Here is a 22,803-nt window from a genome sequence, read left to right as displayed (position 1 = left end):
TACTGGTAAAGGATGCCCAAAAGGCAATGCAGAACGAAGACCTCCCTGGCACCAATGCGTGCCGGGGAGGTCTTCGTTTTTGCTGAAGGTTTAGCATGCTCTTAGCAGAAGTTACTTTCTAAATTCAATCTGCGTTTAGGGGCTCTTTTACCAAAAAAGAGCCCCTAAACGCAAAAGCTCCCTGCAAAACCATTACTGCAAAGACCGAGCCCTGAACAGCAGGAACCCCACATGCCCGAACACGCTCCAGCGGTTCTGGTCATTGTCATAGTGGATGAAGTGCAGGGCCGCCGGACCAATGGGCAACTGCATTACAATGCCGGTACTGGCCGTAAGCCGGGGGCGTTCAAAGCCACTTGCCCGTATGGCCTCCTGGAGCGGACCTTCCTCAAACGGCCGGTGCATTACGTGTACAAAGGCTTCGGTGCGCCACTCAAATTTGGTGAGCAGGTTTTGAGAGTAGCGCAAGCCCACGGCTCCGTAGCGGGTGGCGCGGTACTTGTCCAGGAAAAGGGTGCGGGAATCTGGCAGGGGCGCAAACACCGGGGCGGTGGTGAGCGATGACCGGTAGTTGGAAAACAGGCCCTGGGTGCTTACCATCCCTTCCACAAAATAGCCCCAGCTACTCTTATCCTGGTTGAAAGGGTAGTAGCCCTCATAGGTGGCCGAAAACTGCAACCATTGGTGCTCTTTCGTTCTGGATTGGGGTTGGAGGGAGGTGGTGCCGGGTCTGTATAACTCTTCGCCGGTCACGCCACGTACGCCCAGTACCGCCCGGTGCCCTCTGGTGGAATACATTTTCCGGTTAAGGGAGTTTCGTTCAAAACGCAGGGCCAAGGTTAATCCACTGAAGTCGGTTTCGTCTAGTTTGTCAGAGGAAGACACGTCATTGATGTTGGCGTACTGGTCTTCGTTGGAGAACCAGGCCCCGTCCAGCACCACGCGGCTCCTGAAGTTATGGCTGAAGCCGGTTTGCAACCCCACTTTGAAATCACGTTGCCTTAGCTGGGTACTGGTGGCATCGCGGTTCAGGAAATCGTTGGCGTCTTGGTAATTGAGCGAACTGTACATGACAGAGGGTTCTATGTAGAAAGGCAGCTTGGCCGGTACGTTCACCCTAAACCCGAACTGACCGGCGGTATAGAACCGACCCACGTTGGCGTTGATCCCCACGGTGTACAGCAGCTTGTTCAGGTACCGGTACTCCAGCCCCAGGTACAGATTGTCTACGGGGCGGGTACTGAACACGGCGCCCACCTCGGCGGTGGCATTGTTGCTCTGTCTGGCGTCAATGTTGAGCTCATAGCCGCCAGAGAGGCTGTCAAACCTGATTCTGGGATAGATTCCTTTGAAGAAATCATTGGCCGCCAGCCGGTAATAGCCTTCCTCAATGTCACTGATGGTGTAATTATTGCCTTCTTTCCTGAAGAAGTTCCGGACGTAGTTGTGCTGGTTTTCTTTGAGCCCCTGAATTTTTACATTGGTAAAGCGAACGGGCGGTGCTTTGTCTTGGAAGGCTCTTCTCCGTTCTTGTAGGCTCACCGTGTCTACCTGGCGTTTAATGCGCTCCTTCATGAGGGGCAGTCTTTCCTCGGCAGATTTCACGCCCAGTTCAATGAGTTCGCGCACGCGGTCAAAGGCGGTGGTGCCGAAGCCTTCCAGATCGGGCTGGATCAGGATTCCGTTGGGCCCCACGGCCAAGGTATCGGCTACGTCAAAGCCCAGAAAAACCAGGGAAGAGCTCAGGAGTTCATCGTCTTTCTCATGGGGGTACTTCTTGAAGGAGACATCGCCCACATTCACGCCAATGACCACATCGGGCTTAAACTCAGCGCGCATCACATCTGTAGGGAAGTTATTGAACAAGCCTCCGTCAAAGAGATACCTTCCATCGGCTTGCCGAATGGGCCTGAACGCCAGGGGAACGGCCATGGAATTGCGGACGGCATCTGCCAGAGACCCGCTGCGCTGCACAATCTGCTGGCGGGTGAAAATCTCGGCGGTGAGGCTGCGGTAAGGCACAAAGAGCCGGTTAAAGTCATATTTGGAGATGGCCGCGCCGGCAGCCAGGGTAGAGGCCAGGGCATAGTTCAAGTTCACGTCGCTCACCAGCCCGCGGGAGGTCTGTACCTTTATGTTTTTCTGCAGCGTGAGGGGCAGCCGGAGCGCGGCCGGGGATGGGTCCAGGCTGAAGTAGTTGAAGGCGTTTTCCTCCAGTGGCCTCCCAGACACCCAGTACTGGAACTTAGGCGAAAGCACCAGGTCCTCAATATCCTGCGGCGAGTAGCCGGCGGCGTACAGCGCTCCTATCACAGAGCCCATGCTGGTGCCCACAATGTAGTCGATGGGGATCTGGTTTTTCTCCAGCACCTTGAGTACCCCCACATGGGCCAGTCCCTTGGCGCCGCCGCCGCTTAAAACAAGCCCCACCTTCTGGGCACGGGCCTGCCAGGAGAGAACCAGAGAAAAGAACAAAAGTACCCATAGGCGGGGTAACTGTGTAGACATATGAATTCGCTAGAAATTGAGTTGAGGTAAAAGCTTCTGCGTGACTACAGATTCTCCTCTAACCAGAAACGGGGAGCTTTCCAGAGGCAAGGAGAAAAGGAACGCCATTACACTAAAAGCCATGGGCAAAGCCGCTTAGGTGCACTTACTATTTCTGCGGTAAAAGGTTAGAGCTGGAGGAGGGAAGAGAGAAAAGCCGCTTTTTCACGTGAATACCAGAAGTGCGTTTAGGGGCTCTTTTTCCAAAAAGAGCCCCTAAACGCACTTCTCTTCAGCCCGCGGGAAAAGGTTAGTTTTCCTGTAACGGCACCACCCACGGCGAAGGTTGGTGCGTGAGCCAGGGCACTGCCGCCAGATTAACCGTAGAGTCTACCAAGGCCTGCGCCGGACGGTTATTGAGGCTTACGTGGGTATACGCGAATACTTTCACTTGTTTATAGCCTTTCTGCTGGTACTTCTGCGCCAGGAACTGGCAGTATTGCCAAATCAGATCGGGGCGGGTGGCTACGGAGCGGGACTGTTTGGGCGTAAGGTGGGTTTCAGGGTGCTCCCAAAATGCGTTACCGTCTGCCTCCACCTTAAAGGTGGCATACCCAGACTTGCTCCTGAGCATCATGTGCCAGGACATGCGGTGGCCTTCCTCGGTCCAGTTGGTATTGCCCGGGAACCACCACTGCCGCATGGGCAAAACAAGCTGCACCACCAGATGGAGGGCCAGCAACAGAAGCACCGCTTTCTCTTTGAAGGCAGGAGGGGCAGGCGCTAACGCAGGTGCAGAAACAGGCAGCATGGGTTTGCGGCGCAGGAAAATCTTTCTAATCTGCTCCGGCGGAAAAAAGAACAGGCACAGCGCCAGCGCCAGATACGGGAAAATGCCAATGTGGAACACCGCCGAGTTGAACCCGTGGAAGAACACCGCCAGGAAAAAGGCCCAAATCCGAGTTCGCCGCCATAATAGCAAGGGGGCAATGAGCAAATCAAAGAAAATACCGCCGTACACCACCAGCTTCTGAAACCAGTCCTGCTGCAACAGTCCCCCGATGAGCCAATAATGGCTTTTGTTGGAGAACCAGATAGAAACCGGAGTACCCGCCAACCAGTCTTCGTTTATTTTGGCAATGGCGGCATAGGTATACACAATGGTCATCTGCACCACAAACACCAGCAGACACCAACGGGGGCAGGAAAGGGATTTTAGCGGTGGGTTGCGTTTGGCGTCTATAGAAGCATAGGTGTGGGCCGGTACCAGCAGCATGAGAAAACACAGCACCAGCAAGAGGTAGTAGTGGTTGTTGTAAGCCGCTTTCTGCATAAGGTAGGCTCCCCACCAAAGCAAGGTAAATAGCGTAAGACTGGCTCTGTAGTAGAAGCCCACCATCACCAGCAGGCCCAGCAGCGCCATTGTCCCGTAGTAGAAGTACATGCCGTTGCCGGACAGCGGTTTGAGCCACTCAAACCCGATGAAGGGAAAATGTACCGTAGGTTCTATGAGGTTCTTCTTCACCCAACCCGTCAAAATAGCCCCGCCCGTCTCCAGAAACAGCAGCAACCCGAAACACCACCGGAACACCACCAACGGCGCGTTGTCTACCGGCTGGCGGAGCCACGACAGGAGAGACATCTTAGAAACGGGGGCAGTAGCGGTAGACAGCATGCTCACTAGTACTGGAGGAACAGCAAAAGAGTTAAACCTGGAATGATTTCAGGTGCGCTAAGAAAAGGACTGCATTAAAAAAAACAAACCAGCCCAGCAGAACGCACTGCCGGGCTGGTTTAGGCTTAATTCTGGAAAAAGAGCCGCTAAACGCTTCTTAACGCAAAGGCCTTGGCACTACCGGCAGACTCTCGTGGCCCTCGGCGTCAACGGCCTGTACCGCGAAGAAGTAATTGTCTTTGGAGTAGGGCAGGGTAGTGGTGGTGCCTTCTACGTAAATTTTCTTTTCCCACATGGGCGAGGAAGTCTCGCGCATGAGAATGTAGTAGCCTGCCGGTCTTTCGCCTTTGGCAGGGGCTTTCCAGCGCAGTTCCGTCTTGTTGGTGAGGTTGCTGGTGACTACGCCCACTTCCTCTGGTGAGTAAGGAGCCAGCGCCAGGTTGGCCAGGGTAGCTAGGTTCATGGCGGTGTTCTTGCGCACGTACTCAAAGTCCACGTGCTCCGGGAAATCGCCGTAGTTGATGCCGTTCTCGGTGCGCACGTTCTGGTGCTGGTACTGGTAGTTCTCGTTCATCTCACAGACGCGTATAGCCGTGAAACCCGCCTGGCTGAACGGGGTGTGGTCGCCGCCGCGCAGGAAACGGTCTGTGCGGTAATTCAGGACCACTTCCAGTTGCGGCACGTAGCGGCTGGTCATTTCTTTCATATAGCGGGCCAATTGACGGCTGCGGCTGTCGTTTTCACCGCCGGTGCTTTTGCGCAGGGCCGCCATCTCGGGGGTTTCCACCGCCGGTACGCCTTCAGAGAAAATCCGCACGCGGGTGTTGTCTTTGAGGTTGGTCTCGTCTGAGAAAGAGTTGCCAATCATGTCATTGTTGAGCATGGCCACCAGGTTCCAGTTCTCCTGCTTGGCACGTTCGGCTAAGTGTTTGGCGCCGTAAAGGCCCTGTTCTTCGCCCTGCACGCACACGAAAATGATGGTGGCTGGAAATTGCTGCCTGGCCATGACCCGCGCCAGTTCAATCACGGCGGCGGTGCCGGAACCGTCATCATTGGCTCCGGGGGCTTTGCCTTTGGCATCCATCACGTCTGTGTTTCGGCTGTCTATGTGGCCGCTCACAATGAACACGCGGTCATCATTGGGGTCGGTGCCTTTGAGGGTAGCCATCACGTTGGCCATCTCCACGTCCTGGGGAATGCGGCGGCCGTCGGCTTTCACGGTGTAGCGGTCCTGGGTCACGGTCATACGTCCGCCGGAGGTGGCGGCGGCTTTCTCCATTTCGGCCTGCGCCCAGTTGCGGGCGGCGCCAATGCCTTTCTTCTTGTCTTTGACGGTGCTGAGCGAGTGGCGGGTCTCAAAGCTAACCAGACCGCGCACCAGCCGCTCCAGTTCCTGCGCAGACACTTGCTCGGTCATGGTTTTGATGACGGGGTCTGTCTTGATGATGGCTTGCGCCTGGGTAAGGCTAGGTAAAAAAAGCAAGCCCAGCGCAGCGGCACCCGCGCGGGCGAACGAGAAAACGGAAGAAGACATAGAAAGTATTGGTTTGTGTTGGTGTAATGGGTAGGTAATTTCTGCATTTATCCGCAGAAACCAATGGAAAGAAGGCAAGCCGAAGGTATCTGTTTAAAGGCTACTTTTGCGGAAACGCACCCAAACCGGGAGGGCTACCCAGGAAACGTTCTCCGTGGAACATGACCCAGCCCTAAACAACGCGCCCCGGTTTCCGTACGTCTTACATTATTCCACCAATTGCAGAAACTATGAGCCAACCCGTATCACCCGGCAGAGAATTTCTGGACAGTGTCCATTACTACTATGACCAGGCTGCCCAACATTCTAAACTCCATCCTGGTATTCTAGCGCAGATCAAAGTCTGCAACAGTGTCTACAAAGTAAATTTTCCGGTTGAGATAGACGGCCAAATCCACGTGATTGAGGGAATCAGGGCGCAGCACAGCCAGCACAAACTGCCCACCAAAGGCGGTATCCGGTTCAGCACCCACGTAGACGAAGACGAGGTAGTGGCCCTGGCCAGCCTCATGACCTTTAAGTGCGCCGTGGTGGATGTGCCGTTCGGCGGGGCCAAAGGCGGCGTGAAAATCAACCCCAGAACCTCTTCGGTGGAGACCTTGGAGAGAGTGACCCGCCGTTTCGCCACCGAGCTGATCAAGAAAAACCTCATTGGCCCGGCCGTAGACGTGCCCGCGCCCGACTACGGAACCAGCAGCCGTGAAATGGCCTGGATCGCCGATACGTACCACACGTTCAAATTTGGGGAAACCAACGCGTTGGGCTGCGTAACGGGTAAACCGGTAGGCCAAGGCGGAATCAGGGGCCGAAACGAGGCCACCGGTCTGGGTATTTACTTTGGTATCCGTGAAGCACTGCAAGACCCGGCGGTATTGAAACCGCTCAACCTGAACAGCGGCATCTCGGGCAAACGCATCATTGTGCAGGGGATAGGAAACGTAGGCTACCACGCCGCCAAGTTCCTGCAACAGGACGGTGCCATCATTACCGGCGTGGCCGAACGCGAGGGCGGTATCTTCAACCCAGACGGTCTGGATATTGAGAGCATCTTCCAGTACCGCAAAGAGAACGGCTCTTTTGAAGGCTACAACGGCGGGGCGTTCATCCAGAACTCGGTGGAAATGTTGGAGTACGACTGTGACGTGTTGCTGCCGGCCGCCCTGGAAAACCAGATTCACAATGGCAACGCCGAGCGCATCAGAGCCAAAATCATCGCCGAAGGCGCCAACGGCCCCATTACGCAGGAAGCCGAGCGCATTCTGCATGCCCGCGGAGTAGTGATTTTGCCCGACCTTTACCTCAATGCCGGCGGGGTTACCGTTTCTTACTTTGAGTGGCTCAAGAACCTGTCTAACGTCCGCTTCGGGCGGATGGGGAAACGCGCCGAGGAAGCCAGCCTCAAACGTTTGGTGAGTACCATTGAGAAAACCACCGGCAAGAGCCTCAGCGCTGAGGAGAAACTCCTGATCATTCACGGGGCCGATGAACGCGATCTGGTATATTCCGGTTTGGAAGACACCATGATCACGGCCTACAATGAAATGCGCGAGGTCACACACCAGATCAAAGCCATCACCGACCTGCGTACGGCCGGTTTCTATACCGCCATTGAGAAAATTGGCGTGAGCTACCAGTCATTGGGTATCTTCCCGTGATGCCGGCGTAACTATTGTAAATGGATAGGATTCCGTTTAGGGGCTGTTTTTGGGAAAACGGCCCCTAAACGGAATTTTTGCGTTGGGTGGTTTGCCTTTGGCTGATGGATTAGGCTGATGCCTTGGCTGTGGCGTTTGTCTATGGGTTTATAGACTGTGTTGCTGCGTTTCTTCTGGTAAGCGCTCACGGCCGCGGGGCCCCGTCTTCCCCTCTCGCACTGCCCTTGCGGCCAGGCCAGTGTAGTTGGCTCTTAGCTTCTTTCTTACTTGGCCACAAGCGAGGCGCTCTAGGGAAAGACTGGAATAGGTGCGGGTAGTAAGAGCAGTTCCAGTTTGAAACTAATGATGGCATAGCGCGAGTCTCCAGACTCGTGCCGATGGATGAGTGGAGTCTCCGGACTCCCGTGTTCCGGCCGGTGGTTCCCGGCGAGTCTGGAGACTCGCTTCATCCTTTGTCACGAGACTTTAGTCTCGCGCCAGTTTCTGCTATAGATGCAGACTCAGAACCCAAGGCTTCCCTTTAGGAGCTCTTTTTCCCAAACTAAGCCAAAACTGAACTCAAGACTCAGAACTAAAAATGTGTGTCTTTTGAAAGGTGTAGTGTAATTTACCCGGGCTTTCGGCTACTAATGGCTAAACCTTTACGTACCACGGTGGAGAATCCGGTTTTACGCGCAGAATTTGTGAAGCTCATTGCCCAGGATCAGGCCCTGATCCATAAGGTATGCAGCATGTACTGCCGGGACCTCGAGGAGCGGAAAGATCTCTTCCAGGAGATAGTGCTGCAACTCTGGCGGTCCTATCCTGCGTTTAAGCACGAGTCTAAGGTAAGTACCTGGATGTACCGCGTGGCGCTGAACACAGCCGTCTCCAGTTTCCGGAAAGAAAGTCGCCGTCCGTACCACGGTTCCCTCTCTGACTTAGATCTGCAGATTCCGGCCTCGCCGGATACTTCCGCAGAATATGAATTGAAGATCAAGTACCTCTATGCCGCCATTGACCAGCTTTCTCAGGTAGAGAAAGCCATTGTGATGCTGTACCTGGAAGATAGAACCTATGAGGAGATGGCCGAGATCATCGGGATCACCAAGTCTAACGTAGGCGTGAAGTTGAATCGCATCAAAGCGAAATTGGAGAAGCTCTTAACCCCCGTGTATGATGAACTTAGATAGCCTGAAAGATGCCTGGAAAGTGTACGCGGCGCAAGCGGCGGCGGCAAACCAGGTCACGGAGAACCAGATAGCAGACCTGCTCAAGGTGCGCACGGAGAATGCCGTAACCAAGCTCAAGCAGAACATCTACTTTGAGCTGGGCGTGCAGGGGTTAACCGTTCTGCTGTTTGGGGTGACGATTTTTCTGGTGAAGGAAGACCCGGCGTTCCAGGCGCTGTGCGTGGTGGTGGTGATGGTATGCCTGCCCTTCCTGGGCTATTTCTGGGCCAAGCTGTCTTACATCAAGCGCCTGAACGTGACCACCGCCAATCTCAGAGCCACCTTGCGCAACCTCACAGACATGCTCCAGGGCCTCATCAGGCTCTATTTTTGGACCAACATGCTGCTGGCGCCTATTGGTTTAATGGCAGGGCAACTGGTGTACCTTAAATTGGTCAAAGGCATCAATGCTACGCATTTACCTTGGGAGCAGCTGTACCTGCGGCTCATCATTGGCTTTGTGTTTGGGGCGGTGTTGGGCTACTTCTTCCTGAAATGGTACATCCGGAAAATGTTCGGGGATCACCTGAAAGCCTTACGCGGTGCTTATCAGGAGTTGGAGAGTGTGGAGGTAGCGGCTTGATTTGTGTAAGATAGTTCTTTAGCTGGCTGATGCCTGCGCGGTGGCGTTTGTCTATGGGTTTATGGGCTGTGATGTTTCATCTTTGGCGGCAAGCGCTCACGGCCGCGGGGCCCCGTCTTCCCCTCTCGCACTGCCCTTGCGGCCATGTAGCTGAAGTTAGTACTTAGTAACTGCCTATCTGTGGCCACAAGCGAGGCGCTCGATGGGAAGACTGGAAACGGTGCGGGTAGTAGAAGCAGTTGTAGGTGGAAGCAGGTAATTACAAATCCGACCCCCCTTCGTTTTGGTTGCCAATCCTAAGCAGCTTTACCTTTACAGATTCACTTTCTTTGCCGCTGGTTCATTCTTTCTACCAAATTCGGTTCATCTGAAGTTCTTTAGACTCCCTTCGTTTCTCAATCAGTTCCTTCCTGTTCTTTCTGATTTATAAGCTGAAAGCACCCTGAGAGGGGAATTTGTAATACCCCATGCCTGCTCACGCCAATCTGCCTCTTCATTGTTTAATGCCTATCGGTTCAGAAAGTAGCAGGTCTGTTTAGGGGCTCTTTTTGGAAAAACAGGCGCTAAACGGAAGCCGCAGCGCTACTTCTCTGGGCTGAGAAAGGAAACCCTTAGACGAACAGAAGAGAAAAATATATGGCAAAGCTGTAATATTTAAGGGGTTGGGGAGACTAACAGGTAAAACAGCTTTTCATTTACCCCTACCAGTATGATAAGACTTCTGCTTTCACACCAATGGAAAGAGGCTACGCGGTCTAGCGTGTGGCAAAAAAATGTAGCCATCAATGCCGTCTTGGGCTTCTTCATGCTCATCCTGCTGATGTACGTGGTGCTCATCGGGTTTTTCATGGATGAATTGGTGCAGGCCGTGAAGCCGGGCGCCAATACCATTGAGGTGGTGAACCGGGCCTTGCTGTACTACTTCCTTTTTGATCTTGCCCTACGCTTCTTCATTCAGGAACTGCCGGTCATGGGCATACAGCCGTACCTGCACCTGCCGGTGGGCAAAGGCAAACTCATCCATTTTGTGCTCTGGAAGTCTATCACCAGCATGTTCAACTTCTTGTCTCTGTTGCTGTTCATCCCGTTTGCGGTGAGAATGCTGCCGGAACTGTACGGCACCGTTGGCACCTGGGCCTGGGTACTGGGACTATTCCTGCTCACGCTGTTCAACAACTTCCTGACGCTCTACTTCAAACGGCTGCTGGTGGAGAAACCACTGGTCACCTTCGGGTTTCTCTTTGCCGTGGTAGGCCTGGGTGCCGCCGATTATCTGGGGTACATTGGTTTGGGAACGGTTTCGGCGGGGTTCTTCAGCGGTCTGGGAAGTAACCCAGTGTGGCTTCTGCTGCCTCTGGTGCTTTTTGCAGGCGCGTACGTGGTCAACTATGCTTACCTCAAGGCGCACACTTATCCGGAGGAAATGCGCATCAGAAAGCAATCCAAAGTAGGCGACACCACTGAGATTGGCTTCCTACAGCGTTTCGGGGAGTTGGGTACCCTCATCAGCCTGGAACTGAAACTCATTGCCCGCCACAAGCGGCCCAAATCTACCATGACCATGGGCGTGTTCTTTCTGGCCTACGGCTTTCTGTTCTATACCAACAAAGTTTATACAGACGGTTATGCCATGCTTATTTTCCCAGGCATTTTCATGTCGGGGTTTGTGATGCTGAGCTACGGGCAGTTTGTGCCGGGCTGGCAGAGCGCCCATTTTGATGCCCTGCTCACCAAGCGCCTGAGTCCGTACACCTTCTTCCTGGGCAAGTTCTGGATGTTTGTGCCCGCCTGTACCGCTGCTTACCTCATTACCTTGCTCTACGGCCTCATGCCCGAGATTGGCGGCAAGATCATGCTCATCAATACGGCCTGCTTCCTGTACAACATTGGCATAAACACCTTTGTGGTGCTGTACATGAGTACCTACAACAAGAAGCGCATTGATCTGAGCAAAGGCTCCTCGTTTAACTGGCAGGGCGTGGGCGCTTCGCAGTTCATCCTGATGCTGCCTGCCCTGGTGCTGCCCATTCTGGTGTATGTGCCCTTCGGGCTGATGGACAAACCTTACTGGGGAGTGGCCGCCGTGGGCGTGCTGGGGCTGTTGGGCTTCATCTTCCACCGGCAGTTGCTGGGTCTGGTGGTGAAGCGGTTCCAGGAGCAGAAATATGCCATTGCCGCCGGTTTCCGGCAAGCTTAGTTTTACCTTGATTTCAGAAAAATAGCCTCTAAACGATATGATAGAAGTACGCGACCTCCAAAAAATCTACAACGGCGTAACGGTAGTCAATATTCCGGCGCTCACGGTTCAGAAAGGCGAAACCATTGGCCTGGTAGGCAACAACGGGGCGGGTAAGACCACCTTCTTCCGGATGATTCTGGACCTGATCCGTCCCTCCAAAGGGCAGGTGTTCAGCAAAGGCGAAGATGTGCGTTCCACCGAGGACTGGAAACAGTACACCGGCTCGCACCTGGATGAAGGCTTCCTGATCGATTTCCTCACCCCCGAAGAATACTTCAACTTCATTGGCAAACTGAACGGCCTCACGCCCGGCGATGTGCAGGCGTTCCTGGACCGCTTCCGGGATTTCTTCAACGGTGAGATTCTGGAGCAGCGCAAGTACATCAGAGACTTCTCCAAGGGGAACCAGAAAAAAGTGGGCGTGGCCGCCGCCGCTATGTCTGATCCCGAGCTGTTGATTCTGGACGAGCCCTTCGCCAACCTGGACCCAAGTTCCCAGATCAGGCTCAAGAACCTGCTCAAAGACCTTAAGCGCCAGGGCATGACCATGCTTATCTCCAGCCATGACCTGAGCCACGTGATTGAAGTCTGTGACCGCATTGTGCTGCTGGAAAAAGGCCAGGTGGTGGAAGATATGCAAACCAATGAAACCACGCTCCAACAGCTGGAAAGCTACTTCACAGTCTAATTATCCACGTTGCTGTTTGTGGATAACCCAATAGCGGATCAGAATTAATCCACAGTAAAAACAGCAAGGGAGGCGGTCCTGTTTAGGGGCTCTTTTTTGAAAAGTAGCCCTTAAACAGGACCGCCTTGTTTTATTTGATTTCCTAGGCTTCTTCCAGAAGTACTTCTTTGGCGCCTTCCAGCAAGACGTGTACCAATTCCCCGCCCATTCTCCAATCTTATCTTAAATCTCCTATCATGAAAACTTATTCAATAATGTTTGGGCTGCTGTTGGCCCTGCCGCTGGTAAGTCAGGCGCAACAGTCATTCAACAAACTTAAGATGGATAGCCTCTTCACGGTATTGGAAGAGAAGAACAAAGTGATGGGCGCGGTGGCGCTCTACCAGGGGGATCAGCTGGTCTACAACCGGGCCATCGGGTATCAATCCATCAAAGATGGTCAGAAAACAAAGGCAACCACAAGTACTAAATTTCGGGTAGGTTCTATCTCCAAAACCTTTACAGCGGTCATGGTTATGCAACTGGTGGAACAGAAGAAACTGACGTTAGAAACACCGCTGGCTAAGTTCTTCCCGCAGTTTGAGAACGCCTCTTCCATTACTGTAGAGCATCTGCTTACCCAACGCAGCGGATTGAAAAGCTTTACCACAGACCCAGCATACAGCCTCTACTTGAACCAACCCAAAACGCAGGCCCAAATGCTGGAGATCATGTTAGCGCAGAAAAGTAGTTTTGCTCCGGGCACCAAGTATGAGTACAGCAACACCAATTATGTACTGCTGGGCTATATTGTGGAAAAGGTAACAAAACAGTCTTACGCTGAGGTGCTTAAGAAAAACATTGTGGATAAATTAGGCCTCAGAAACACATATTACGGCGGTAAAATCAACAGTGCCCAACAGGAGGCCTCTTCGTTTCGGTTTATAAACGACCAATGGACCGAAGTCCCGGAGACGGATATGAGCATTCCGCACGGAGCCGGTGCGGTGGTGTCTACTACCCAGGACCTAGCCAGGTTCATACAGGCACTGTTTCAGCATAAATTGGTTTCTGAGGCTTCTCTGGCCAAGATGACCAGCATGAAAGACAATTACGGCATGGCTCTTACTCCGCTGCCTTTGGGGCCATACACCGGGTACGGGCACGGGGGCGTGATTGACGGGTTTTCTGCCATGATGAGCTATTATCCTACTCAGAAAGTAACCATGGTCTCTACCTTCAACGGAGTGAACACCAATGCCAACGACGTGCTGGTAGGTATCCTGAGCATAGCGTTTAACTTCCCGTATAAAGTACCCACGTACGCTGCCCCTAAGAACCTGAAGCTGGATTTGGCTAAGTATGAAGGTACTTTCTCTTCGCAGCAGTTCCCGCTTAAGATAGTGGTCAGGAAAGAAGGGGAGAAACTGGTGGCACAGGCAACCGGGCAGGGCACCATAGACCTGGAGGCCCGCAGCGAAAGCGAGTTTGTGTTTGAGCCTGCCGGCATCGTGATGGAGTTCAACAAGTCGGCTGCCGGGGCAGCCTATGATCAATTTACCCTGAAGCAGGGCGGCGGCAAGTTCACGTTCACCAAAGAGCAGTAAAGCTCCCGCCGTAGCGGCTGATTTTGGTAAGGCAGCGTTTAGAGCCCGTTTTTCCTAAATTTGGCTCAAAACGCTGTTCTGTTCAGGAGCGTATAGAAACTCCAGACACATAATTCATGGATTCATTGACCCACGCCGCACTTGGCGCTTGCCTGGGTGAAGTCATGCTTTCCAGGAAAATAGGGAAGCGGGCTTTGTTCTGGGGAGCCCTTGCGCAGAACCTGCCAGATATTGACGTAGTAGCCGCTCTGTGGCTATCGCCGGACCAGAACCTGCTGGTGCACCGGGGTGGCACGCATTCGTTCTTGTTCGCCCTGGGGCTAGCCGTGCTGCTATCCTTATTAGCCCGAAGGAAATATCGGGACCGGCAGGTGCCTTGGAATCAGTTTTTCGGCTTCTTTCTGGTGCAGCTGCTGGTGCATGACCTGCTGGATACCTGCAATGCCTACGGTACCGGGCTGCTGGAGCCTTTCAGCCAGGAGCGTTTCTCCTTTCACCTGCTCTACGTGGCAGATCCGCTTTTCACCCTGTGGCCGTGCCTGGGCCTTATAGCCTTGCTGCTGCTCAGAAACTCAAACCCCAAACGCACCTATTGGGCCCTGGCCGGTTTAGTACCCGCGGTTGTGTACCTAGGGTACGCGTTTCTGAACAAGCAGCAGATAAGTCAGCAGATAGAAGCCTCTCTGGCCAAGCAGCAAATCCCGTATTCAGATTACTTCGTGACGCCTACGCCCTTCAATAACTGGCTCTGGTACGCAGTGGTGGCTACCGAAAATGGCTACCAGATAGGGCACAGGTCTGTGTTTACCGAGAAAGCGGTGCCCACGGAGTTTACCTTCTTTCCCAAGCAGGAAGAACTTCTCCGGTTTGCCATAGACCCCGGAGAAGTACAGGAGCTGAAGCGCTTCGCCCATGGCTACTACACCGTAGAGCGCTGGAATGATACTTTGGTGTTCAATGTGCTGCGCTACGGGCAGATGCAGGGCTGGCAAGACCCTAAATCCCGTTTCACGTTCCATTATTTCCTGAGCCCCGCCGGGGTAGACAACAGGCTGGTAATGCAGCGCGGAAGAGCCAAAGGCTGGAACAGAGAATCGCTGCAACGCATGAAAATCGCCATTTTTGGGCCGCCGCCAGAGAAAGCACATTCAGCAATGCCATAATCAACCAACAGAATCTGCTCTGTTCCTGCCCTAGGGCAAGCCGAGAAGTTCTTGATGACAACTGTTCCATTAACCCGAAGACATAACGCGTGACCCAACTGCTCACAAGCATAGACTGGCTGCTCATCTGGAACCTGGTGTACTTCCCGGTGCTGGCGCTGGTGTGCCTGCGCATTATCTATGATACCGGCTCCACCTCCAAAACGCTGGCCTACCTACTGCTGGCCATTTTTGTGCCCGTGGCCGGAATTATTATCTACTTCTCCTTCGGGGTAAACTACAAGAAGCGCCGCATTTACTCTAAAAAGCTGGTAGACGATGAAATTTTTCTGCAGCGGCTGGAGCGGCGGGTGCATGCCCACACCGAAGAAACCCTGGCCGCCAGCAATGCCACCGTGCAGAGTTACCGCGAACTGGTGAAACTGTTGCTCAACGATGGCCTGAGCCCGCTCACCGGCGGCAACCAGGTAAAACTGCTCCTGAACGGCGAGGAAAAATTCCCCGAGGTGCTGGAGGTGCTCCAGCAGGCCCGGCACCACATCCATATAGAGTATTACATCATTGACAATGACCACATAGGCAACCAGATCAAAGACATCCTCATCCAGAAAGCCCGTGAAGGGGTAAAGGTGCGGTTCATTTATGACGATTACGGCAGCCGGGCCATCAGGCGGAAGTACACGGCAGAACTGCGGGCGGCGGGCGTGGAGGCGTATCCCTTCCACAAGGTGCATTTCCTGCTGCTGGCCAACCGGCTCAATTACCGCAATCACCGCAAGATTATTCTGGTAGATGCCCAAACGGCTTTTGTGGGCGGCATTAACGTAGCCGACCGCTACATAAACGATCCGCAGAACCCCAAAGGCCTCTACTGGCGCGACACGCACCTGCGCATTGACGGCCCCGGCATTTATTACCTCCAGTACCTGTTCTTCTGCGACTGGAATTTCTCCTCGGGCCAGCAGCTGCACCCGCACGAAGGCTATTTCATCAACAGGCCCAAGCCAGATGCCAACTCACTGGTGCAGATAGCCGCCAGCGGACCAGATTCGCCCAGACCCACCATTCTGTTCTCGCTGTTGCAGGCCATCTATCTGGCGCAGGAGGAAGTGCTCATCACCACGCCCTATTTTATTCCCGGCGAGAGTATTCTGCAGGCGCTCACGGTGGCGGCCATGGGCGGCGTGAAAGTGAAACTGCTGGTGCCGGGCATCTCAGACTCTGGGCTGGTGAACGCGGCCGCCTGGTCCTATTATGATGACATGCTCAACGCCGGCGTGGAGATTTACCTGTACCAGAAAGGCTTCATCCATTCCAAAACCCTGGTCATAGACGGTTCTGTGAGCATGGTGGGCACCGCCAACATGGACAACCGCAGCTTTGAGCTTAACTTTGAGGTGAACGCCGTGGTCTATGACACCGCACTTTCGCAGCAGCTAAGGGAGATTTTCTACCAGGACCTTCGGCACGCCGATAAAATTGACCTGGAGGTTTGGCGCAACCGGCCCCGCCTGAAACAGTTCTTTGAGAAACTGGCGCGCCTGCTGTCGCCGTTGCTGTAAGCGGCCGGTTTGCGTTTAGGGGCCGTTTTCCCAAAAAGAGCCGCTAAACGCACTACAGCTCAAACCCCAGGGAACACCGCTGCCCCAGCAGCGCCGAAATGTTCTGGCGCAGCTCCAGGTTGGTTTTCATCTTGGTGAGCTCCTGCTCAGAACGGGTTTTTATTTCTTTGCGCTGGATGGCTTCCATAAACCGCCGCACGTCTTCGGGGGTTTCCAGCAGCAGGCCGGGTACTTTAGTGGGTTTGTTGTCTTCGGCCTTGGCCACCATGGTAAAGTAAGAGGTGTTGGTGTGCTTCACGTAGCCTGATTTCACGTTCTCGGCAATGACTTTGATGCCAATCACCAGCGAGGTGCGGCCCACGTAGTTCACTGAGGCCATGAGGCTCACCAGTTCTCCCACCTCTACCGGTTGCAGGAAATGCACCCCGTCTACGGTTACCGTCACACAGTAATTGCCGGCGTGCTTGGCGGCGCAGGTATAGGCCACCTTGTCCATGAGCGAAAGCAGAATGCCCCCGTGGATCTTCCCCCCGAAGTTGGCGTAACTGGGGATCATGAGTTCGGTGAGGGTGGTGCGGGAGTGGGAGACGGGCCGGTAGAAATCCGGTTCTGGAATGGGTTGCTGCATGTCTGTTTAGCGCCTGTTTTTCTAAAAGTAAGGCAAAAACAGGAAATATACAGCTAGGAAGGTGCTTCTGGTTACCTTGTTCTGATTTGATGACAGGTGATGAAAGACAGCGTCATCTTTCCCTGGTTCAGCACAAGTTGGCGTTTCTTTTTTAGTTCGGCTATTTTCTTTTGTACTGCCTGTTTTTCTGCAAGGGGCGGAGAAGACGTTTTCCCTGCCAGATCGAACTCAAATGAAACTACTGCTGAGAACGTTTCAGGCAGCGCGCCCGCGGGTTGTTTTCTAAGTTTCTGTAGAAGCAACTGCTGTTGTGAAAGATCATAGCCAGGGTTGGTGGCATGCAGGGACTCCAGTTGATAGACACCGTTTTCCTTTGAGATAAGCAACAAGGCAAACCCGGGTGCTTCTGGAAAGCTACTACTGGAGAAACGAATGGAAGTATCCACAATTTTCTTCAGCAATACCGTATCTAAGGCAGGCGAAACAGATTGGCCGCTACTAAACCTGGCAAATACGACAAACCCTAACAGAAGGAAGTATTTCATAGCGGCGGCTGTTTAAGGCATTACAGAAACACCACGTCATCAATCACTTGCTCGCCCATGTCATTGTTGATGAGGGCGATTACTTTGGTCTTGGCCATGTTGAGCTCGTGCTTGAGCGGGGCCGAGGTGAGGCGCACGAACAGTTTGCGGTTGCGCACAAATACTTCCTGCGTTTTGAGGGAAATGGCCCGGCCCATGATTTTCTCCCAGGAACTCACCAACTGCACCTCGCTCAGTTTACCGTTCAGCTTGTAGGCTTTGAGCATGGCTTCAATACTGTCTTTGAGAGAGATAGTATCGGCTTTGCGCATGAACGGACTTCTGGGGTTAAGCGGACGCAGGGACATAGTGGGCTATTTTAGGTGGTGCTACGGCGCTAAATTACTCTATTTGTATACGAGAAAGTGCGCCCGGGGGCAGATGAATTTACGCACTCAGTTATCCCCCAGACTTCCCTCAGTTATGCACGTTGTTTTGGGCATAATTTCCGAAAAAGAGCCGCTAAACGCAATTTCTGGTTACTGCCACCATTCAAAGTAGAAGTTATACGTCCTCCTCATCCTCAATGGTCACGGCGGTGCCTTGGGCTATCCTGAATCTACGGATGTTGTTGGAAAGCGGCCGAAGAATCCGGTCTGTGCGGTCCAGGTGGGTGTCGGTAAGGAAAATCTGCCCGAAGGTGTTGTTGGCCACCAGTTGCATGAGCTGCTCAATGCGCTTCTGGTCCAGGCGGTCAAAGATATCGTCCAGGAGCAGGAGCGGTTTCTGGCCGTTCTGCTGGGCTAGCACCTCAAACTGCGCCAGCTTAAGGGCAATCACATAACTTTTCTGCTGCCCCTGTGACCCAAAGTTCTTCACGCTTTTCCCGTCCATGAGAAACACGAAATCGTCTTTGTGCGGCCCCACGGTGGTGCGCTGCAAAAGCAGGTCTTTGCGCTGGCTTTGGTCCAGCAGATAAGCATAGTTCTGCCTGATGAGCGGGCTCTGGTAGTCAAGCGTTACCACCTCAGAAGAATCTGAGAGGTGGCGGTAGTGGCGCTGGAACACCGGCTCAAAAGTCTCTAGAAACGCCGCCCGCCTGATGCTCAGTTCGGTGCCCAGCGGCATGAGCTGCTCGTCTAAGACCTGGAGGTACTCTTTGTCTACGTAGTTCTTCTCATAGAACTGCTTCAGGAGCGAGTTGCGCTGCTTGAGCACGTAAGTGTAGTGAATGAGCAAATCCAGGTAAGAGTGGTCCAGCTGCGCCATGAGGCTGTCAAAGAACTTGCGCCGCTCCTCGCTGCCCTCCCTGATCAGGTCTGTGTCATACGGCGAGATCAAGACCACCGGGAACTTGCCCACGTGCTCACTTACCCGCTCATAGGGCGCTTTATTTAAGGTGATGATTTTTTTCTGCCCCGCCTTCAGGTAACACTGTACCGCGCTTACTTTCTCTTCGGTTTTAAACCTGCCCCGTACTATAAAGTAGTCTTCGCCGTCTTTGATGTTCTGCAGATCACTGGAGGTGAAGGCGCTTTTGGTGAGCGAAAGGTAATGGATGGCGTCCAGCAAATTGGTTTTGCCGCTGCCGTTATCGCCTATGAAACAGTTGATATGGGAAGAAAAGGGCAGCGTGGCCTCCTCGTAGTTCTTGAAGTGCAGGACGTGTAGATTTTCGAGGAGCATGAACTTGTTTCCAGATTTTTACTTAATTTCGCATGTTATAAGACCTTACAGAACAAAACTAGAACTGATTCAGGCTTGAAAAAGTAATTTTGATGTTCTGTATTCTTGCAATTAACCCTTACGAACAACAGACATAAAGTATGGCGGAGACGAAAGCAGCGAAGAAGGCAAAGGTAAACGGTGCCCCTGCATTTTCAAAAGAGACCTATCTGCGTTGGTATGAGATGATGCAGCTCATGCGCAAATTTGAAGAGAAAGCCGGCCAATTGTATGGTCAACAAAAGATAAAAGGGTTTTGCCACCTTTACATTGGGCAAGAAGCGTGTGCGGCCGGTGCCATCACCGCGCTCACCAAAGACGATAAGTGGATCACCGCGTACCGCGACCACGCCCACCCGCTAGGGCTGGGAACATCGCCTAACGCCGTTATGGCCGAACTGTTTGCCAAAGCCACCGGTTGCTCTAAAGGCAAAGGCGGTTCCATGCACATCTTTGACAAAGAGGTGAACTTTGTGGGCGGCCACGGTATTGTGGGCGGCCAGGTGCCTTTGGGCGCTGGCTTGGCGTTTGCCGAGAAATACAACAAAACCGGTAACCTGTGTATTGCCTACATGGGAGACGGTGCCGTGCGCCAGGGTGCCCTGCACGAGGCCTTCAACATGGCCATGCTCTGGAAACTGCCCGTGATCTTTGTGGTGGAGAACAACGGTTACGCCATGGGTACTTCTGTACAGCGTACCTCCAATGTAACAGAACTGTACAAGCTGGGCTTGAGCTATGACATGCCTTCCGAGCCCGTGAACGCCATGCGTTGCGAAGACGTGCATGAGGCCGTGGCCCGTGCCGCTGAGCGTGCCCGCGCCGGCGAGGGACCTACGTTCCTGGAGTTCAGAACGTACCGTTACAAAGGCCACTCCATGTCTGACCCTGCCAAGTACCGCACCAAAGAAGAGCTGGAGAACTACCGCAGCCAAGACCCAATTGAGGGCGTGCGTTTCACCATTCTGGAAAACAAATTCGCCACGGAGCAGGAACTGGAGGAGATTGACAACAAGATCAAAGCCCAGGTGCAGGAATCTGTGGAGTTCGCAGAGAACTCTCCGTACCCAGCCCCTGAAGAACTGTACACCGATATCTATGTAGAGAAAGACTATCCGTACGTGATGGTCTAAAAAGGCGGGCATGCGGGAACCAGGCGTAAAAAACTGGGGTTCAGCAGGCAACGCATTTTATAGAGTAGCATCTAATCTTATTTTTTATACTTTCTGATGTCAAATAACACAATGAAGCGAGAGAGCGAATTCGAGCTAGTGGAGAATCCAGATGCCCTGGCCGAACGCCTTGTGCAGTCAGAGGATTTTGTGGTGCGCCATAAGAATCTGCTGATAGGTCTGTTTGTGGCCATTGCCGCCGCCGTAGTGGGAGGTTTCCTGTACTACCAGAACCAGCAGAACAAAAACCAGGAGGCGTTGGCTGCCATGTTCCAAGCCGAGTATTATTTAGAAGCTGACTCTTTGAACAAAGCCCTCAACGGCGATGGCCAGAACTCAGGCTTTAAGGCTGTGGCCGAGGAATACGGCAGCACCAAAGCCGGTAACCTGGCCAACTTCTACGCCGGTATCGCTTCTTTGAAACAAGGTAAATACCAGGAGGCGCTGAATTTCCTGGAGGAGTTCAAGTCTGATGACCTGCTCCTGCAAGCCCGCGCCTACAGCCTGCAAGGCGATGCCAACCTGGAACTGGGTAAGAAAGAAGAGGCCGCTGCGCTGTACAAGAAAGCCGCTGAGCACAAAGCCAATGATTTCTTCTCGCCGCAGTACCTCATGAAAGCCGCCGTGGCCCATGAAGCTGCCAACCAGTATGCAGAAGCCGCAGAGGTGTATGACCGCATCATCAACGACTATCCGTTGAGTCCAGAGGTAAACGACGCCAAGAAATACAAGGCCCGTGCCGAAGGCTTAGCCAAAAAATAAGTCACCTAGAGCTACTTAGAAACGGATCGGGTACCGGAAGAGATTTTCGGTACCCGATCCGTTTTTTTATGCAACTTTGCGTAGAAGCGTTTAGCGGCCGTTTTTCCTAAATCTGCCCTAAAACAGTAACCGCAGTACCCTCAACATTTATCCTCTTAATTCTTGTAAAGGAATGGCAAGCGCCCTAAAAAACCTTAGTGAGTACAACTCAGATAACCTGCCGGATATCTCCGGAAAGAAGTTCGGACTGGTAGTGGCAGAATGGAACAAAGCCATCACAGACACGCTCTGCAAGGGAGCTTATGATACACTGCTGCAGCACGGCGCCAAACCTGAGAACATCTACCGCAACACCGTGCCCGGTTCCTTTGAACTGACCCTGGGTGCCCAGTATCTGGCGCAGAGCAATGAGATAGACGCAGTGATTGCCCTAGGCGTTGTGATCAAAGGGGAAACCAAACACGATGACTACATCTGCCACGCCGTGGCGCAGGGGCTCACGCAGGTAGGACTTAAGTTCCAAAAGCCCGTGATCTTCGGGTTGGTGACCACCAATGACGAGCAGCAGGCCTGGGACCGCGCCGGCGGAAAACATGGCAACAAAGGAGTAGAAGCGGCGGCCACGGCCATTCAGATGCTGAACTGGGTGCTGTAAGGTTATCCTGTTTCTACCAAAAAGAGGAGCCCGGCCATACTAGCCAGGCTCCTCTTTTTTTGTTGATGATCAAAGTTGGGGTTCTGCGGCCTAAACAGGCATCAAACTTACAGATTGCGTTTAGCGGCCGTTTTTCCAAAAACAGGCGCTAAACGCAAATCTGCTCAAACGTTGTAATGGGGCTGCTTAGAAAGCAAATCCCACTGACAGACCGCCCCGGGGGCTGAAACCGCCAAATGTGCCCAGGTTGAAATTATCTTCCCCGCCGCCTCCTTTTACTGTGGCAGCATTAAAACCAGGTCCGGCGAAGAGGTCTACCACTATAAACTGCCCCATCAGGAACTGAAAACCTAACAACGCGCCCCCACCGAAGGACGTGAGGGTGCCCTGGGCTTGGGTGTCTTCGCGGGTAAGGTCAAAATTCTGGTAGCGCATGTAACCGGCCCCGTAGAACCCTGTGGGTGCGTTTCCAGAAAAGAAATACCTCACCTCGGGCGTAATGCCAAACCCGGAAAAACTGGTGTCTTTCACCTTAATACCCGTCTGGAAGTAGCCAATCTGGCCGCTCACCTGGGGCGTGATGGCATATTCGGCAAAGAAAGAGCCCGTCTTCACGATAGGACTTAAGATGTTGGCTTTTACCGTTACTTGCTGCGCCTGGGAGAAACGGGGCGCAGCCAGGGCGGCTAAGAACAGCAGAAAAGAGGCGAGTAGTGACTTCATGAAACGGAAAATAAGGTTCAGGAGCGGCTATTCAGAAATGGTGCCAACTTTAGCCGCAGCGGCCGAAGAAGGTGCACCTGCTCGCGCTCAGGTTAAAGAAATGGTAAAATTCAGCTACCATTTTGATACTCTGCTTACTTTTCCGAAATATTAGAAGTATTTTTGCGCAAAAAATAAGTAGCCAGTGCTTTCAAAACCCACGGGATGAAATAAATTCTCCGTAGTGGGAAG

Annotated in this window: 19 protein-coding genes; 11 read left to right on the top strand and 8 right to left on the bottom strand. The window is 53.2% G+C overall.

Annotated elements, in window-relative coordinates:
* Positions 1-192: 192 nt before the first annotated feature.
* From EFA69_RS03005 to EFA69_RS02995, 3 genes are all read right to left on the bottom strand, one after another.
* Positions 193-2,508: a patatin-like phospholipase family protein gene (locus EFA69_RS03005; RefSeq protein WP_123131609.1), complete on the bottom strand. Its 2,316-nt coding sequence runs from the start codon at positions 2,506-2,508 to the stop codon at positions 193-195.
* 289 nt (positions 2,509-2,797) lie between these two features.
* Positions 2,798-4,162: an HTTM domain-containing protein gene (locus EFA69_RS03000; RefSeq protein WP_245964479.1), complete on the bottom strand. Its 1,365-nt coding sequence runs from the start codon at positions 4,160-4,162 to the stop codon at positions 2,798-2,800.
* A gap of 157 nt (positions 4,163-4,319) precedes the next feature.
* The gene (locus tag EFA69_RS02995; protein WP_221175660.1) at positions 4,320-5,696 is read right to left on the bottom strand and encodes a M20/M25/M40 family metallo-hydrolase; all 1,377 of its coding nucleotides are present in this window, start codon (positions 5,694-5,696) and stop codon (positions 4,320-4,322) included.
* Between the two features lie 230 nt (positions 5,697-5,926).
* Here EFA69_RS02995 and EFA69_RS02990 point away from each other — a divergent pair, with 230 nt between their 5' ends.
* From EFA69_RS02990 to cls, 8 genes are all read left to right on the top strand, one after another.
* On the top strand, positions 5,927-7,351 hold the full coding sequence (locus EFA69_RS02990) for a Glu/Leu/Phe/Val family dehydrogenase (RefSeq protein WP_123131608.1): 1,425 nt from the start codon (positions 5,927-5,929) through the stop codon (positions 7,349-7,351).
* 629 nt (positions 7,352-7,980) lie between these two features.
* Entirely contained in the window at positions 7,981-8,523 is a 543-nt protein-coding gene (locus EFA69_RS02985; RefSeq protein WP_123131607.1) for an RNA polymerase sigma factor, read from the top strand.
* Positions 8,507-9,145 carry a hypothetical protein gene (locus EFA69_RS02980; protein WP_148041241.1) on the top strand — a complete coding sequence of 213 codons (639 nt, stop codon included), beginning with the start codon at positions 8,507-8,509 and terminating at the stop codon, positions 9,143-9,145. Before EFA69_RS02985 ends, EFA69_RS02980 begins: the two co-directional genes overlap by 17 nt.
* Before the next feature lie 709 nt (positions 9,146-9,854).
* Positions 9,855-11,342 carry a DUF5687 family protein gene (locus tag EFA69_RS02975; protein ID WP_123131605.1) on the top strand — a complete coding sequence of 496 codons (1,488 nt, stop codon included), beginning with the start codon at positions 9,855-9,857 and terminating at the stop codon, positions 11,340-11,342.
* Positions 11,343-11,379: 37 nt separating this feature from the next.
* The gene (locus EFA69_RS02970; RefSeq protein WP_123131604.1) at positions 11,380-12,072 is read left to right on the top strand and encodes an ABC transporter ATP-binding protein; all 693 of its coding nucleotides are present in this window, start codon (positions 11,380-11,382) and stop codon (positions 12,070-12,072) included.
* Between the two features lie 236 nt (positions 12,073-12,308).
* Positions 12,309-13,658, top strand: a complete 1,350-nt coding sequence (locus EFA69_RS02965; RefSeq protein ID WP_148041240.1) for a serine hydrolase domain-containing protein — start codon at positions 12,309-12,311, stop codon at positions 13,656-13,658.
* A gap of 116 nt (positions 13,659-13,774) precedes the next feature.
* Positions 13,775-14,821: a metal-dependent hydrolase gene (locus EFA69_RS02960; RefSeq protein WP_123131602.1), complete on the top strand. Its 1,047-nt coding sequence runs from the start codon at positions 13,775-13,777 to the stop codon at positions 14,819-14,821.
* 89 nt (positions 14,822-14,910) lie between these two features.
* Positions 14,911-16,383, top strand: a complete 1,473-nt coding sequence (gene cls, locus EFA69_RS02955) for a cardiolipin synthase (protein WP_245964478.1) — start codon at positions 14,911-14,913, stop codon at positions 16,381-16,383.
* Between the two features lie 52 nt (positions 16,384-16,435).
* On the opposite strand, the gene EFA69_RS02950 is transcribed toward cls, so the two are convergent.
* The 4 genes from EFA69_RS02950 to recF all read right to left on the bottom strand — a co-directional run bounded on the left by EFA69_RS02950 (position 16,436) and on the right by recF (position 19,221).
* Positions 16,436-17,011 (bottom strand): acyl-CoA thioesterase, encoded by a 576-nt coding sequence (locus tag EFA69_RS02950; protein ID WP_123131601.1) that lies wholly within the window; start codon positions 17,009-17,011, stop codon positions 16,436-16,438.
* A gap of 71 nt (positions 17,012-17,082) precedes the next feature.
* Entirely contained in the window at positions 17,083-17,556 is a 474-nt protein-coding gene (locus EFA69_RS02945; protein ID WP_123131600.1) for a hypothetical protein, read from the bottom strand.
* Positions 17,557-17,576: 20 nt separating this feature from the next.
* A complete protein-coding gene (locus EFA69_RS02940; protein ID WP_183906672.1) occupies positions 17,577-17,903 on the bottom strand; it encodes a DUF721 domain-containing protein in 327 nt (108 codons plus the stop codon).
* Positions 17,904-18,099: 196 nt separating this feature from the next.
* Positions 18,100-19,221: a DNA replication/repair protein RecF gene (recF, locus tag EFA69_RS02935; RefSeq protein WP_123131599.1), complete on the bottom strand. Its 1,122-nt coding sequence runs from the start codon at positions 19,219-19,221 to the stop codon at positions 18,100-18,102.
* A 140-nt stretch (positions 19,222-19,361) separates the two neighbouring features.
* On the opposite strand from recF, the gene pdhA reads away from it, so the two are divergent.
* From pdhA to ribH, 3 genes are all read left to right on the top strand, one after another.
* The gene (gene pdhA, locus EFA69_RS02930) at positions 19,362-20,393 is read left to right on the top strand and encodes a pyruvate dehydrogenase (acetyl-transferring) E1 component subunit alpha (protein ID WP_123131598.1); all 1,032 of its coding nucleotides are present in this window, start codon (positions 19,362-19,364) and stop codon (positions 20,391-20,393) included.
* 111 nt (positions 20,394-20,504) lie between these two features.
* Positions 20,505-21,194 (top strand): tetratricopeptide repeat protein, encoded by a 690-nt coding sequence (locus EFA69_RS02925; protein WP_245964477.1) that lies wholly within the window; start codon positions 20,505-20,507, stop codon positions 21,192-21,194.
* 172 nt (positions 21,195-21,366) lie between these two features.
* Positions 21,367-21,849: a 6,7-dimethyl-8-ribityllumazine synthase gene (ribH, locus tag EFA69_RS02920; RefSeq protein ID WP_123131596.1), complete on the top strand. Its 483-nt coding sequence runs from the start codon at positions 21,367-21,369 to the stop codon at positions 21,847-21,849.
* Between the two features lie 186 nt (positions 21,850-22,035).
* On the opposite strand, the gene EFA69_RS02915 is transcribed toward ribH, so the two are convergent.
* Complete coding sequence (locus tag EFA69_RS02915) at positions 22,036-22,572, bottom strand: DUF3575 domain-containing protein (protein ID WP_123131595.1); 537 nt, start codon at positions 22,570-22,572, stop codon at positions 22,036-22,038.
* Positions 22,573-22,803: the final 231 nt, after the last annotated feature.

This window comes from Rufibacter immobilis (genome assembly GCF_003721565.1).
Taxonomy (GTDB): domain Bacteria; phylum Bacteroidota; class Bacteroidia; order Cytophagales; family Hymenobacteraceae; genus Nibribacter; species Nibribacter immobilis.
Note: the sequence above shows the minus strand (reverse complement) of the source record. Positions and strands in the feature narration are given on the sequence as shown.